Annotated in this window: 10 protein-coding genes; 3 read left to right on the top strand and 7 right to left on the bottom strand. The window is 61.3% G+C overall.

Annotated elements, in window-relative coordinates; all coding sequences use genetic code 11:
• Nucleotides 1-65: 65 nt before the first annotated feature.
• Both N2A98_RS03580 and N2A98_RS03575 read left to right on the top strand, forming a co-directional pair.
• Nucleotides 66-740, top strand: a complete 675-nt coding sequence (locus tag N2A98_RS03580) for a heavy metal response regulator transcription factor (protein ID WP_003188303.1) — start codon at nucleotides 66-68, stop codon at nucleotides 738-740.
• Complete coding sequence (locus N2A98_RS03575) at nucleotides 737-2,197, top strand: heavy metal sensor histidine kinase (RefSeq protein ID WP_044271281.1); 1,461 nt, start codon at nucleotides 737-739, stop codon at nucleotides 2,195-2,197. Before N2A98_RS03580 ends, N2A98_RS03575 begins: the two co-directional genes overlap by 4 nt.
• A gap of 59 nt (nucleotides 2,198-2,256) precedes the next feature.
• Here N2A98_RS03575 and N2A98_RS03570 read toward each other — a convergent pair whose 3' ends face one another.
• The 4 genes from N2A98_RS03570 to N2A98_RS03555 all read right to left on the bottom strand — a co-directional run bounded on the left by N2A98_RS03570 (nucleotide 2,257) and on the right by N2A98_RS03555 (nucleotide 8,783).
• Entirely contained in the window at nucleotides 2,257-5,400 is a 3,144-nt protein-coding gene (locus N2A98_RS03570) for a CusA/CzcA family heavy metal efflux RND transporter (protein WP_044271278.1), read from the bottom strand.
• 18 nt (nucleotides 5,401-5,418) lie between these two features.
• Entirely contained in the window at nucleotides 5,419-6,522 is a 1,104-nt protein-coding gene (locus N2A98_RS03565; RefSeq protein ID WP_275623029.1) for an efflux RND transporter periplasmic adaptor subunit, read from the bottom strand.
• A gap of 19 nt (nucleotides 6,523-6,541) precedes the next feature.
• Nucleotides 6,542-7,768 (bottom strand): TolC family protein, encoded by a 1,227-nt coding sequence (locus N2A98_RS03560; protein WP_275623028.1) that lies wholly within the window; start codon nucleotides 7,766-7,768, stop codon nucleotides 6,542-6,544.
• Between the two features lie 109 nt (nucleotides 7,769-7,877).
• Complete coding sequence (locus N2A98_RS03555) at nucleotides 7,878-8,783, bottom strand: cation diffusion facilitator family transporter (RefSeq protein ID WP_275623027.1); 906 nt, start codon at nucleotides 8,781-8,783, stop codon at nucleotides 7,878-7,880.
• Between the two features lie 217 nt (nucleotides 8,784-9,000).
• On the opposite strand from N2A98_RS03555, the gene N2A98_RS03550 reads away from it, so the two are divergent.
• On the top strand, nucleotides 9,001-10,371 hold the full coding sequence (locus tag N2A98_RS03550) for a gluconate:H+ symporter (RefSeq protein WP_275623026.1): 1,371 nt from the start codon (nucleotides 9,001-9,003) through the stop codon (nucleotides 10,369-10,371).
• A 37-nt stretch (nucleotides 10,372-10,408) separates the two neighbouring features.
• On the opposite strand, the gene N2A98_RS03545 is transcribed toward N2A98_RS03550, so the two are convergent.
• Genes N2A98_RS03545 through N2A98_RS03535 form a run of 3 tightly spaced genes read right to left on the bottom strand, consistent with a single transcriptional unit; the run spans nucleotide 10,409 to nucleotide 13,413 of the window.
• Nucleotides 10,409-10,906: a DUF4411 family protein gene (locus N2A98_RS03545; RefSeq protein ID WP_044271266.1), complete on the bottom strand. Its 498-nt coding sequence runs from the start codon at nucleotides 10,904-10,906 to the stop codon at nucleotides 10,409-10,411.
• The gene (locus N2A98_RS03540; RefSeq protein WP_044271264.1) at nucleotides 10,903-12,039 is read right to left on the bottom strand and encodes an XRE family transcriptional regulator; all 1,137 of its coding nucleotides are present in this window, start codon (nucleotides 12,037-12,039) and stop codon (nucleotides 10,903-10,905) included. Before N2A98_RS03540 ends, N2A98_RS03545 begins: the two co-directional genes overlap by 4 nt.
• 60 nt (nucleotides 12,040-12,099) lie before the next feature.
• Entirely contained in the window at nucleotides 12,100-13,413 is a 1,314-nt protein-coding gene (locus tag N2A98_RS03535) for an MFS transporter (RefSeq protein WP_078802437.1), read from the bottom strand.
• Nucleotides 13,414-13,580: the final 167 nt, after the last annotated feature.

Raw genomic sequence — 13,580 nt, 5'->3', positions numbered from 1 at the left:
ACTCCGATAACCGCCGCCATAGGGACATGGGCGCCTTCTCTCCCCTAATTCAAGAGGTAACTCCCATGCGTATTCTTGTGGTTGAAGACGAGCAGAAAACCGCCGACTACCTGCAACAGGGCCTGAACGAAAGTGGCTACGTGGTCGACTGCGCCGCCAATGGCATCGACGGCCTGCACCTGGCCGGGCAACACGCCTATGAACTGGTGATTCTGGACGTCAACCTGCCGGGCAAGGATGGCTGGCAAGTGCTGGAAGAATTGCGCCGCAATGGCACCCAGCGCGTGATGATGCTCACCGCCCGTGGCCGGCTGGCTGACAAGATCAAGGGCCTGGACATGGGCGCCGACGACTACCTGGTCAAGCCGTTCGAGTTTCCCGAACTGCTGGCACGGGTGCGCACCCTGATGCGCCGCAGCGAGCACATTCCACAGCCGGAAGTGTTCCGCGTCTCGGACCTGGAACTGGACCCGCGCCGCCACCGCGCTTATCGCGGCGCCCGGCGCATCGACCTGACCACCAAGGAGTTCGCCCTGCTGCAAGTGCTGATGCGCCAGGCCGGCGAAGTGCTGACCCGCACACAGATTATTTCCCTGGTGTGGGACATGAATTTCGACTGCGACACCAATGTGGTGGAAGTCTCCATCAGCCGCCTGCGCGCCAAGGTGGATGACCAGAGCGAGGTCAAGCTGATCCACACCATTCGTGGCGTGGGCTACGTGCTGGAAGCGCGCCCATGAAGACCGGCAGCCTGTCGATGCGCCTGGGCCTGACGGTCAGCCTGATGGGCGCGGGCCTGGTGCTGCTGCTGGCAACCCTGGCCTACCTGGCCCTCACCCATGAGCTGGAAAAGCTCGCGCGCAAGAACCTGGAAAGCAAGATGGAACAGATCCAGCACAGCCTGGCGCTGGGCCTGGACGCCCATGGTATTCGCGCCCGCCCACACTCACTGATGGACCTGGTGATGGGCCACGACAACTTCCACCTGACCATAGTCGGCACCGCACCCGATAACAGCGTGCTGCTCAACGTCGGCAGCAAGCCTCAGGAACCACTGCTCACCGACTTCAAGCCACGGGAAACCCTGGGCTACCTCAATTGGGTCGACAGCTACGGCAACCAGATACTCAGTGCCTCCAGCCTGATGCGCCTGGCCAGCGGCGAGCGGGTGCGGGTGCTGCTGTCCCTGGACCGCATGGACGACCAGGCGCTGCTCAGTGCCTACCTGCGCGCCACGCTGATTGCGCTGCCGCTGCTGTTGATACTGATTGGCATGGGCGCCTGGTGGCTGGTGCAACGCGGCCTAGCGCCGTTGAAGCAGTTCAGCCAGGTGGCGGCGAAAGTCACCACCCAAGACCTCACCCATCGCTTATCCGTAGACAACCTGCCCCACGAACTGGGTGAACTGGCCCACGGCATCAACGTGATGCTCGACCGCCTGGATGCCGGGGTGCAGCAACTCTCGCAATTCTCCGATGACCTGGCCCACGAGCTACGTGCGCCCTTGACCAACCTGATGGGCAAGGCCCAGTTGACCCTGTCGCGCCAGCGCCCGCCGCAGGAATACAAGGCGGTGCTGGAATCCAACACCGAAGAGCTCGAACGGCTGGCGCGGATTGTCAGCGACATGCTGTTTCTGGCGCAGGTCAGCCACCCGGCGGCGCGGGCCTCCTTCACCGAGGTGTCCCTGGCGCAGGAAGCCCAGCGCGTGATGGAGTTGTTTGCCCTGAGTGCCGAAGACAAACACGTCACCCTGAGCCTGCGTGGTGATGCCTGGGTGACCGGCGACCGCCTGATGATTCAGCGGGCGATTTCCAATTTGCTCTCCAATGCCATTCGCCACACACCCGAGGCCTCTACCGTGTTGCTGTTGGTGGAGACCTACGAGCAGAGCGTATCGCTGTCGGTGGGCAACCCGGGGCGAGGCATTGAAGCGCACCACCTGCCGCACCTGTTCGAACGGTTCTACCGCGCCGACAGCAGCCGTACCCGTGCCGAGGGCGGTACCGGGTTGGGGTTGGCCATTGTGAAGTCGATCATGCATTTGCATCAGGGCCATGCTCATGTCACCAGCCAGCCTGGGCGTTTTACGCGGTTCAGCCTGGTGTTTCCCCAGACTCTTGAAGCACCGCTGTCCCCTTGTGGGAGCGGGCTTGCTCGCGAAGGCGGTGTATCAGTCAGTACAGGTATCGACTGACCCGGCGCATTCGCGAGCAAGCCCGCTCCCACATTGGGGTTGCGGCGTCTTCGAGGTTGTCAGGTGGTCTCTTCATCGCGGCGATGAGCCCATTGGTACAACGCCGGCAGCACCAGCAATGTCAGCAAGGTCGAGGAAATAATCCCGCCAATCACCACCGTCGCCAATGGGCGCTGCACTTCGGCGCCGGTGCCGGTGGCGAGGGCCATGGGGATAAACCCGAGGGACGCCACCAGCGCGGTCATCAGCACCGGACGCAGGCGGGTCAACGCGCCTTCGTGGATCGCCACCGATAACGAGCGGCCTTCCTCGCGCAGGTTTCGGATGAAGGCGATCATCACCAGGCCATTGAGCACCGCCACACCTGACAAGGCGATAAAGCCCACCCCCGCTGAAATCGACAACGGGATATCGCGCAGCCACAGCGCCATGATCCCGCCGGTGAGCGCGAAGGGGATGCCGGTAAACACCAGCAGGCCGTCCTTGAGGTTGTTGAACATCATGAACAGCAAGCCGAACACCAGCAGCAAAGCCACCGGCACCACGATGCGCAAGCGCTCAGAAGCCTCTTTCAACTGTTCGAACTGGCCGCCCCAAGTGGTCCAGTAACCGGCGGGGACTTTCACCTGGGTGGCGATGGCGGCCTCGGCCTCTTCGACAAACGAGCCGATATCGCGCCCGCGCACGTTGGCGCTGACGATCACCAGGCGTTTGCCGTTCTCGCGGCTGATCTGGTTAGGGCCCAGCACCAGGTCAAGGCTGGCAACCTGGGACAAGGCGATAAAGCCCAACTGCCCCGAGGTACTACTCGCCAGCGCCGGCACCGGAATCAACAGGCGTGACAAGCCGTCGATATCGGTGCGCAACGTGTCGGACAAGCGCACCACCATGTCAAAACGCCGATCGCCCTCGTACAACGTACCCGCCTGGCGCCCACCGACAGCGACGGCGATGGTGTCCTGCACATCGCCCACATTCAGGCCAAAGCGAGCGGCTTTGTCGCGGTCGATATTGATGGTCAGCACCGGCAGGCCGGAGGTCTGTTCCACCTTCACTTCCGAGGCGCCGTTGAGCTTCTGCAAGGTCTCGGCGATTTCCCCGGCGGTGGTGTTGAGCACCGCCATGTCATCGCCAAACACCTTCACTGCCACGTCGCTGCGCACCCCGGAAATCAGCTCGTTGAAGCGCAACTGGATCGGCTGCGACAGCTCATACACGCTGCCCGGCACAATCGCGCTGGCCCGTTGGATGTCAGCGATGATTGCCTCGCGGGACTTTTTCGGGTCTGGCCACTGGTCCTTGGGTTTGAGCATCACGTAGCTGTCGGAGATATTCGGCGGCATCGGGTCGGAGGCAATTTCCGCCGTACCGGTGCGCGCAAAAACGCGCTCGATTTCCGGCACTTGGGCCAGCAAGGTTTTTTCCAGTTGCTGCTGCATCTGCACCGATTGCGTCAGGCTGGTGCCGGGCACACGCAGCGCCTGTTGGGCAAAGTCGCCTTCGCTGAGGCTGGGGATAAATTCACTGCCCATGCGGCTGGCGACCAACCCCGACACGACGATGGTCAGTGCGGCCAGGCCGAACACCAGGGGCCGACGCACCATCACCCAGTTGAGCACCGGGTCATACACCCGACGCGCACTGCGCATGACGAAGTTTTCTTCTTCCTTGACCTTGCCGGTGACGAACAACGCAATCGCCGCCGGTACGAAGGTCACCGACAAAATCATCGCGCCGAGCAAGGCAATCACCACAGTGAATGCCATGGGATGGAACATCTTCCCGGCCACGCCCGTGAGAGCGAAGATCGGCAGGTACACCACCATGATGATCAACTGCCCGAAGATCAGCGCACGTCGCGCCTCCTTGGCCGCGGCGAACACTTCGTGCAGGCGCTCACTGCGGGTCAATAGCCGGCCATGCCGGTGTTGCGCGTGGGCCAGACGGCGGATGGCGTTCTCGACGATCACCACCGCTCCGTCAACGATAATGCCAAAGTCCAGCGCGCCCAGGCTCATCAGGTTGGCGCTGACTTTGTTGGTGAACATGCCGGTGAAGGTGAACAGCATCGCCAGCGGAATTACCATCGCCGTGATCAGCGCCGCACGGATATTACCCAAGAACAGGAACAACACCGCCACCACCAGCAATGCACCTTCGAAGAGGTTTTTCTTCACGGTGGCGATGGCTTTTTCCACCAGGTTGGTGCGGTCGTAAACAGTGACCGCCACCACACCTTCGGGCAGCGAGCGGTTGATCTCCTCCAGCTTTTTCGCCACCGCCTGGGACACGCTGCGGCTGTTCTCACCGATCAACATGAACACCGTGCCCAGCACCACTTCACGACCATTTTCGGTGGCGGCGCCGGTACGCAGCTCACGACCAATGTCGACCTGGGCCACATTGCGCACGCGGATCGGCGTGCCGTCCGAGGTGGTGATGACAATGTTGGCGATGTCGTCAATAGACGCCACCTGGCCCGGCGCGCGGATCAACAACTGTTCGCCGCTGCGCTCGATGTAACCGGCGCCGACGTTGGCGTTGTTGCGCTCCAGCGCCGTGACCAGATCGTTGAGGGTCAGGTTGTAAGCGGCCAGACGCTTGGGGTCTGGCGCAATCTGATATTCCTTGGCGAAGCCGCCAATGGTATTGATCTCGGCCACGCCCGGCACGTTGCGCAGCTGCGGTTTGATGATCCAGTCCTGGATCACCCGCAGGTCGGTGGGGGTGTACGGGGTGCCGTCCTCTTTGCGCGCGCCGTCCTCGGCTTCGACGGTCCACAGGAAAATTTCCCCGAGGCCGGTGGAAATCGGCCCCATCGCGGTTTCGATGCCGTCGGGCAATTGCTCACGGGCCACTTGCAAGCGTTCGTTGACCAGTTGGCGGGCAAAGAACAGGTCGGTGCCGTCCTTGAAAATCACCGTGACCTGGGACAAACCGGAACGCGACAGCGAACGCGTCTGCTGCAGGCCCGGCAGGCCGGCCATGGCCGTCTCGATGGGAAAGGTAATGCGCTGCTCGGTTTCCAGCGGCGAAAAACCGGCCGCCGCCGAGTTGATCTGCACCTGTACGTTGGTGATGTCAGGCACCGCGTCGATGGGCAGTTTCTGATAGCTGGCGATGCCGACACCGGCCATCAACAGCACCGCCAGCAACACGATGATGCGCTGCTCGATGGCGAATTGGATAAGGCGCTCAAACATGGGGAATCACTCGCAGGATCAATGGGCGTGTTCGGCCGAGCCTTTGCCCAGTTCGGACTTGAGGATGAAGCTGCCAGCCGTCGCCACCTGCGCGCCGGCCTCCAGGCCTTTGCGCACTTCGACGTAGCCGTTTTCACTGACGCCCAGTTCAAGATGGCGGGTGATAAAGCCGTCCGCGGTGCGCACAAACACCGAGGGTTTGTCCTCGACGGTCTGGATCGCGGTTTGCGGTACGGTGACCTTGGCCTGGTAGGTATCGGTGGCCACCTGCACGGACACGAACAAGCCCGGGCGCCAGACGTCGTCGGGGTTGGGCACCGTCACACGCACGGTGGCGGTGCGCGTTTGCTCACCGAGCAAGTTGCCCACATAGGCCACGGTGCCCAGCACTTCGGTGCCCATTTCCGTCGAGCTGACTTTCACCGGTTTGCCCACGCGCACCTTGTTCAAGTCCTTGGGAAACACGCCGAAGGTGACCCACACCTGGGACAGATCCGAGAGGGTGAACGCATTGCTGGTTTCACTGACCACCTCGCCCACCCCCAGGTGTTTTTCCACCACCACACCGGCGAAGGGCGCACGCAGTTCATAACGATTGCCGCCGGCCAATACCGCGCTACCGCTGAGCGCAGTCATCTTTTGTCGCGCATTGTTCAGGGCGATTTCGGCTTCTTGCAGGGTTTGCCGCGCCAGCAGGTAATTCTGTTCGGCAGAGATTTTGTCCTGCCACAACTGACGCTCGCGCTGGAAGGTGGTGCGCGCCAGTTCGACCCGGCGCTCGCTGGCGGCCAGTTCGCTGCGCTGGTCGGAAATCTGCTGGCTGGCGATCACCGCCAACAGTTCGCCCTTCTTCACCGACTGGCCCAGGTTGACCTTCACCGCCTCCACCACGCCCGCCGCACGGGGCACGATGTGGGAGGTGCGGTCTTCATCAAAACGCACCTCGCCCGGCAGCGTCAGCACGGTGCTGATAGCGCGCGGTTGCGCCTGGGCCAACTGGATGCCGGCGGCTTGAATCTGCTGCTCGGTGAGTTCGAGCTGGCCTTCTTCCTCGGCGTGGGCGAAGCCCGACAGCATCAGGCCCAGGGCGACGGCGAGCGCCATGCCATGTTTTTTGTTCATCAGGAGACTCCAGGAAAAATCAAAAGCGGGCGAGGTCGCCGTAAATGCGTTCGATGCGTACCCAGGCCTCGGTGGCCTGGGCGGTGGCCGCAAGGTATTGGGTACGGGCCGCGATCAAGGTGCGCTGGGCGTCGAGCACGTCGAGGAAGTTGAACTTGCCCATCTCGAAGCCACGGGTGGCGCTGTCTACCGCACTCTGTGCGGCGGGCAGGATCTGCTGGTTGAACGCGCGCACTTCGGTGTTCGCCGTTTGCCACAGGTCCAGGGCCTGGCGGGTTTCGGTACGCAGGCGCAACTCGGCGGCGTTGCGCAAGTCGCGGGCCTGGTCGGCGCGTCGGTTGGCCGCGAGGATGTTGCCCTGGTTGCGGTTGAACAGCGGAATGGGCATCGACACGCCCACCAGGTTCACCCGTTCGCGTACGCTGGCGTCGTATTGGCTGCCGATGGACACGTCCAGGTCCGGAATGCGCTGGGCTTTTTCCAGGCCTACGCTGGCTTCGTTCTGCACAATGTTGAGTTCGGCCAGACGCAGTTCCGCAGTCTGTTCAAGACGAGCCAGCAATGGCGCCGCGGCGGGTAACGCCGGCACGGAAGTGCTTGGCGTAGCGACGGCCTGGAAGTCGGTGGCGGCGCTGCCGGTGCTGGTGGCGAGGCGACGGTAGGCGTCAGTGAGGCCGATCTGGGCGCGGTTCAATTCCAGGCGGATTTCAGACACCTGCACCTGGGCGCGAGTGGCTTCTACGGGTGACGACTTGCCAGCGGTGACGCGCCCGTTGGCGACCACCAGGCCGCGTTCGGCAAGCGTCATGGAGCGTTGCGCCAGGTCAAGGCGTTCCTGGGCACGCAGGGCGCCGTAGTAGCTGTCGATGACCTCGGCGCGCAACAAGTTGCGACGCTGCTCCAGGGTCAGCGCCGCGGCATCCTGGGCGCGGGTGGCCACTTCGATACGCGCACCGCGCTTGCCGCCCAGTTCCAGGGTCTGGCTGAGTTTGATGCTGGTAGTGCGGCTGTTGCGGCGGGTGTCTTCGGCGTCCCAGGAGGCCACCGGGTTGGGGATCAGGCCGGCCTGTTGGCGACCGCCTTCGGCGATGTCGATTTCCCATTGTGCGGCCGCCAGGTCCGGGTTGTTGGCGAAGGCGGTTTGCAAGGCTGCATCGAGGGTGAGGGGTTGTGCCTGGGCGGCGTTTGCGGATATCCACAGTGCCAATGCCGCCGCCCCCAACAGTGTTCTAACAAAAATTGCCATAACGAGAGTTCCACGCCCATGAAGTCGCTGAGGTTTCCCAGCGGGGGCAATGTAGCTTTCGGTACTTATCAGGGCCGTGGGCGAAAGATTACAAATCCGTTAGCCAGGCTCAGGCATGCACCTCGTCATGCTCGTCGTGCGTGAATCCCTCGCCCTCCACTTGGATCGTGGCGTGGGAAATATCGAATTGTTCGTGCAGTAACTCCGTCACTCGGCTGAGGATCTGTTGCTCGCTGCCTTGGGACGCATCCGCGACCAGGTGCGTACTCAGCACGTTCTTGCCACTGGTGAGGGCCCAGATGTGCAGGTCGTGCACGTCCTTGACCCCAGGCACGCTGCGAATGCCCTGCTCCACCTGCTCGATATCCACACCGTCCGGCACACCTTGCAGCAGGATGTTCATGCTCGCCTTGAGCAACGTCCAGGTGCGCGGCAGCACCCAAAAACCGATGGCGGCCGCGACCACGGAATCAACCCATCCCCAGCCGGTGAACATGATCACCAGCGCGGCAATGATCACGCCGACAGAGCCCAGCATGTCGCTCCAGACCTCCAGGTAGGCGCCCTTGACGTTAAGGCTCTCGCCGCTGGCGGCGCTGAGCAGACGCATGGAGATCAGGTTGACCACCAGCCCCAGCAGCGCAATCACCAGCATGCCGGTGGACTGGATCTCGGCAGGTGCCTGCAGCCGCTGGTAAGCCTCGTACAAGATGTAGAACGCCACGGCGAACAGCAGCAATGCATTGAAGGCGGCTGCCAGGATCTCGAAGCGCGCGTAACCGAAGGTGCGCTTGCGATCCGCCGGGCGCTTGGCGACCTGGATCGCCACCAGGGAAATCGCCAGGGCCAGGGCGTCGGTCATCATGTGCGCTGCATCGGACAACAGCGCCAGGCTGCCGGTGACAAAGGCACCGATGACTTCGGCGAGCATGAAGCTACCGGTGAGCCCCAAGGCGATCCATAACTTGCGTTCGTGGCCGGCGCGTACTTGGGCGTGGCTGTGTCCTGCGCTCATGAAATGTCCTCGTGGGTTGGGATGGGGCGGATCATAGAGCTATAGGCCAGATCCACGGGCATGGTTTGCAAAATTGTCATCTGAGCGCCAGAGGGTCGTTAGCTTCGGGCGCACCAAAATCGTTCATGCACGCGCAGGGAAAGCTCTATCAGGTATGCTTTTCAGGCTGAAACAAAAAGAAACATATTAGCCAACCTGCTCGATAAGGAGTCCCGTTTTGGAGTTATCGACTGCCGCGTGGATGGTTCACGACACCCGCCTCATGCTCTGCGTGCTGTTGGCGATCGCCAGCATCATCGTGCTGATCAGCGCGACCAAACTGCCGCCGTTCCTGTCCATTCTGATCGGCACCTTTATCGCCGGGGTCGGCGCCGGCCTGCCGCCGGAAGAAGTGGCCAAGGCGTTCAGCAAAGGCGCCGGGGCGATTCTAGGGGAAGCCGGGATCATCATTGCCCTGGGTGCGATGCTCGGCGCGCTGATGGCCGAATCCGGCGCGGCCGACCGTATTGCCACCACGTTGCTCGGGCTGGGCAAAGGCAAGTCATTGCCTTGGGTGATGGCGTTGGTCGCCATGGTGATCGGCCTGCCGCTGTTCTTCGAAGTGGGCCTGGTGATGATGGTGCCGATCATCTTTGTGATGGCCAAGCGTTCGAACCAACCGTTGCTGAAAATCGCCATCCCGGCACTGGCGGGCATGACCACCTTGCACGCCCTGATGCCACCTCACCCTGGGCCGCTGATTGCCGTGGGCGCATTGCACGCCGACCTAGGCCTGACCATGTTGCTGGGCTTTTGCCTGGCGGTGCCGGCCGTGATCCTGGCCGGGCCGCTGTATGGCAACTGGTTGTCCAAGCGCCTGCACGTGGATGAACCGGCCGATATCGGCGCCTTGTTCAGCGCACCGCCCAAGGCCCCGCGCCAGCCGAGCTTCGGCGTGTCATTGCTGATCATTCTGTTGCCGGTGATTCTGATGCTTGGAAGCACCTTGGCCAAAGTCGCGCTGGCGCCGGAAAGCACCCTCGCCCTGAGCTTGAAATTCCTCGGTGAACCACTGGTTGCCCTCGGCCTGGCGGTGATCGCCGCGGTCGTCTGCCTCGGTTGGGCGGCGGGCATGCCACGCGCCGACGTCGGCAACACCCTGCGCAAAGCGCTGGCGCCCATCGCCGTACTGCTGCTGACCATCGGCGCCGGCGGCGGCCTCAAGCAAACCCTGCTGGACGCCGGCGTCAGCCAGACCATCAGCAAGGTCGCCGAAGGCGCACACATGCCCTACCTGCTGCTGGCCTGGCTGATCGCCGTGGCCCTGCGCCAGGCCACCGGCTCGGCCACTGTGGCCACCACCACGACCGCCGGCATCCTCGCGCCGATGATGGCCGGGTTGGCGGCGACGCAAAGCTCATTGGTCGCCCTGGCCATCGGCGCCGGCTCGGTGTTCTTCTGCCACCTCAACGACGCCGGGTTCTGGATGGTGCGTGAGTACTTTGGCTTGCAGTTGAAACAGACGATTTGGGTGTGGTCGGTGTTGCAGACGATTGTTTCGGTGGTTGGGTTGGTGGGTACCCTGGTGCTTTGGCACTTTTTGACTTGAGTGTCATATCGAGGGGAGACTTTCCTCCCCTCAATTATCAGTGATGCAAGACGAAGCGCGCGTCGAGTTTACCGAGCAACTCAAAAGTATTCATGTAAGGCACGTCAAACAATGAGCACACATTGGGAATGGTGAATTTACGCTTGATATCAGGGTTATAAACTTCGTGCGTGACAACCACGGCGCCTGTAGCCATTGCCTTGGCTATCAACCAAGCATCTGCGCCCTCAAGAAACTCTTCTAAAGCACCGACTTTCATCACCGGTACCTGCTGGGCAATTCTTGAGACAATATTCCCATAGGCCGCTTGAGTCCGTTGATCATTCGAATCTTCAAACAGGCTGGCATTACCTTTCACCCATTGGGTCAACTCGTCATTGCCTTTAGCCAACTCGTCCCTGACTGGGACAATACTGGCAATTTCCAAAGCTTGATGCTGCTGAAGTATCCATGCCCAATAACCTGGGCAAATCGTCATACCGTAATAGCGATTTTTGGCCTCGATCAACGTATTCGAATCCAATAGGTGCTTCATGCCGATAGCTTCATCCCGTAAGTCTTCAACTTGGCCGGCTGCACACCCAGCAGTTTCCCAGCATCTCGCAGCAAAATCCGCCCGCTCTGCGCTTCTGCAAGAACAGCCTTGCTCAACCGGGTGCTGTTCCTGATAGCCGCTACGCGGTAGTAATCCCCGCCACTGCCGCCCTTATCTCGATACTCTTGCAGGACCCGACGGTAGTAAGCGCCGTATTGTTCACTACTGATGTGGCCAAGATCACGGGCACGACGGGCTATTACCAATGTGCTGACACGGAAGCGTCCGGCCAAGGGCGCCAGGTTTTCTTCCCAATGAAGAGCCGAATTCCAGTGCGCCCGAAAATCATCCTCTGGCGCAAGAAACTCCCCTGCCACCGCATTACAAAAGGCCTCCTCCTGACGAGCGCCTTGACTGCTGCCATCAGATACGCCCGTGCTACCAATCCAGATATGCGCCAGTTCATGCATCAATGTAAAAAGACGTGCCGTGGGCGCGTCCGCACTATTGATGAAAACTACAGGAGCCATAGGATGACTGACCGCAAATCCCCGAAACTCACTGACATCAAGTTTCCGATGGGTATTGCCTAAGGCAACACCACTGCGCATTACAAGAATTCCGGCCTCTTCCGCGCCGCTGACCAGCGCCCTCACATAGTCTTCATAACTCATTCGGGCAAAAGAACTTGTCACGCCAAGTACGCGCCGAATATCTGCAACCACCTCTTTTATTGGCGAACGGATACTGAAACTTCCTACGAAGGACAGAGCAGAACGCTCGTGATCCTGCAGGTATTCCAAATACCAGTCCTGCTTGCGGAGCACATCCCTTACAGTGTCCATCAGGTTCAAACTTGGCTTGTCTGGAAAAACGCCACCCACGGTCCGCAGGTCGGGAAGAGGAAGTTGCTCGGGCGGGGGCGTACTGAGAAAGAGATAGCCAAAAGGCACATGCACAAGTGCAGCCCACTTTTGCGCCTGGTTGAAAGAGGGAAGGCTCTGACCATCCTCCCACTCCTTCAGCTTTTCCAATTTGACCATCAGACCTTTAGCAACCTGCTCTTGAGACAGCCCCGCCCGCTGGCGAGACCAGGACAGGATTGCAGAGTTGATATAGGCAGTCTGGGACATAGGGTAAATGTGTTCGTCAAGAATGGACGTGACTATAGAAGCGAGCTACCTACCCGTCAATTAATGGCCCCAGGTGCCATTTGTAACAGCGTCTATAGCGTGGCGCTTTCCAAACAACGCCACACTCGCTACCCCCACCGCCCCCATCACTACGCAATACCCCACGCAGATCCACGGGCTGGTCGGCATCAGCGCGATCAACAGCAACGGCGTAGTACTTGCCCACAACGCATAGGCGATGTTGTAGGTGAAGGAAATCCCCGACACCCGTACCTGCGCCGGGAACAGCCCGACCATCACCGACGGCACCGCCCCCACTACGCCGCAACTCAGGCCCGCCACAGCATACGCCGCGCCCAGCCACACGCCGCCGCTGATCAGGCTGGCATACAGGATAAAAATACCTACCGGCAGCAACAGGCTGTAGACCAATACCGCGCGCCAGGCGCCGATGCGGTCCACGAGCAAGCCTGCGAGGACGCAGCCGATGTTCAGAAAGACGATGCCCAACGCGCTCAGGGCGAAAGTATGGCTGGGGCTCATGCCGAAGGTTTTCTGCATCATGGTCGGGGTGATGACCACCAGCACCACCACGGCGGACGTCAGCACGCAGGTAAGGATCATCGCCGGCAACAGCACAGCGCGATGGTCGCGCAGCACGGTGCGCAAGGGCATTTCGGCGGCGGCTTGGCGGCGCGCCTGCATTTCCAGGAACACCGGGGTCTCGCTGAGCCAGCGGCGCAGCCATACGCCGATCACGCCGAACACGCCGCCGAGCAGGAAGGGGAAGCGCCAGGCGTAGTCGAGGATTTCGGCCGGGGTGAAGACTTGCGCGAGCAAGGTGGCGGTCAGCGCCCCCAGCAGGTAACCGAAGGTCAGGCCAGCCTGCAAAAAACCCAAGGCGTAGCCACGGTGGTGACGCGGTGCGTGCTCGGCGACGAAGGTCCAGGCGCTGGGCACTTCGCCGCCCACCGCTGCGCCTTGCAGCACGCGCAGCGCCAGCAGGATCAGCGGGGCGAAATAGCCGATTTGCGCGTAGGTCGGCATGATGCCGATCAGCAGGCAGGGCAAGGCCATCATCAGGATGCTCAGGCTGAAGACGCGCTTGCGCCCCAGGTGATCGGCGAAGTGCGCCATCAGGATGCCGCCCAGTGGGCGGGCGAGGTAGCCGGTGACGAAGATGCCAAAGCTTTGCAGCAGGCGCAGCCACTCGGGCATTTCTGGGGGGAAGAACAGTTGGCTGAGGGTCAGCGCAAAGAACACGAAGATAATGAAGTCGTAGATTTCCAGGGCGCCGCCGAGGGCGGCCAGGCCCAGGGTTTTGTAGTCGGAGCGGGAAAAACGCTGCGCCCGTGGGGAAAAGGTGGCAGTCATGTGCAGGCTCGGCAGACAAACAAAATGGCGTGCAGGTTATGAGCTGAGCCCATCGATGGCAATCGCGACGGATATATTTGTTTTACTCATTGATCGTTGAAGATAACTACATTCCCAAATCAATGGCCGTAGAGGAACATGCCGTAAAACTGCCAAACCCCATAATA

This window comes from Pseudomonas sp. FJ2-5-13, from assembly GCF_029201605.1.
GTDB classification, from domain to species: Bacteria; Pseudomonadota; Gammaproteobacteria; order Pseudomonadales; family Pseudomonadaceae; genus Aquipseudomonas; species Aquipseudomonas lactis.
Note: the sequence above shows the minus strand (reverse complement) of the source record. Positions and strands in the feature narration are given on the sequence as shown.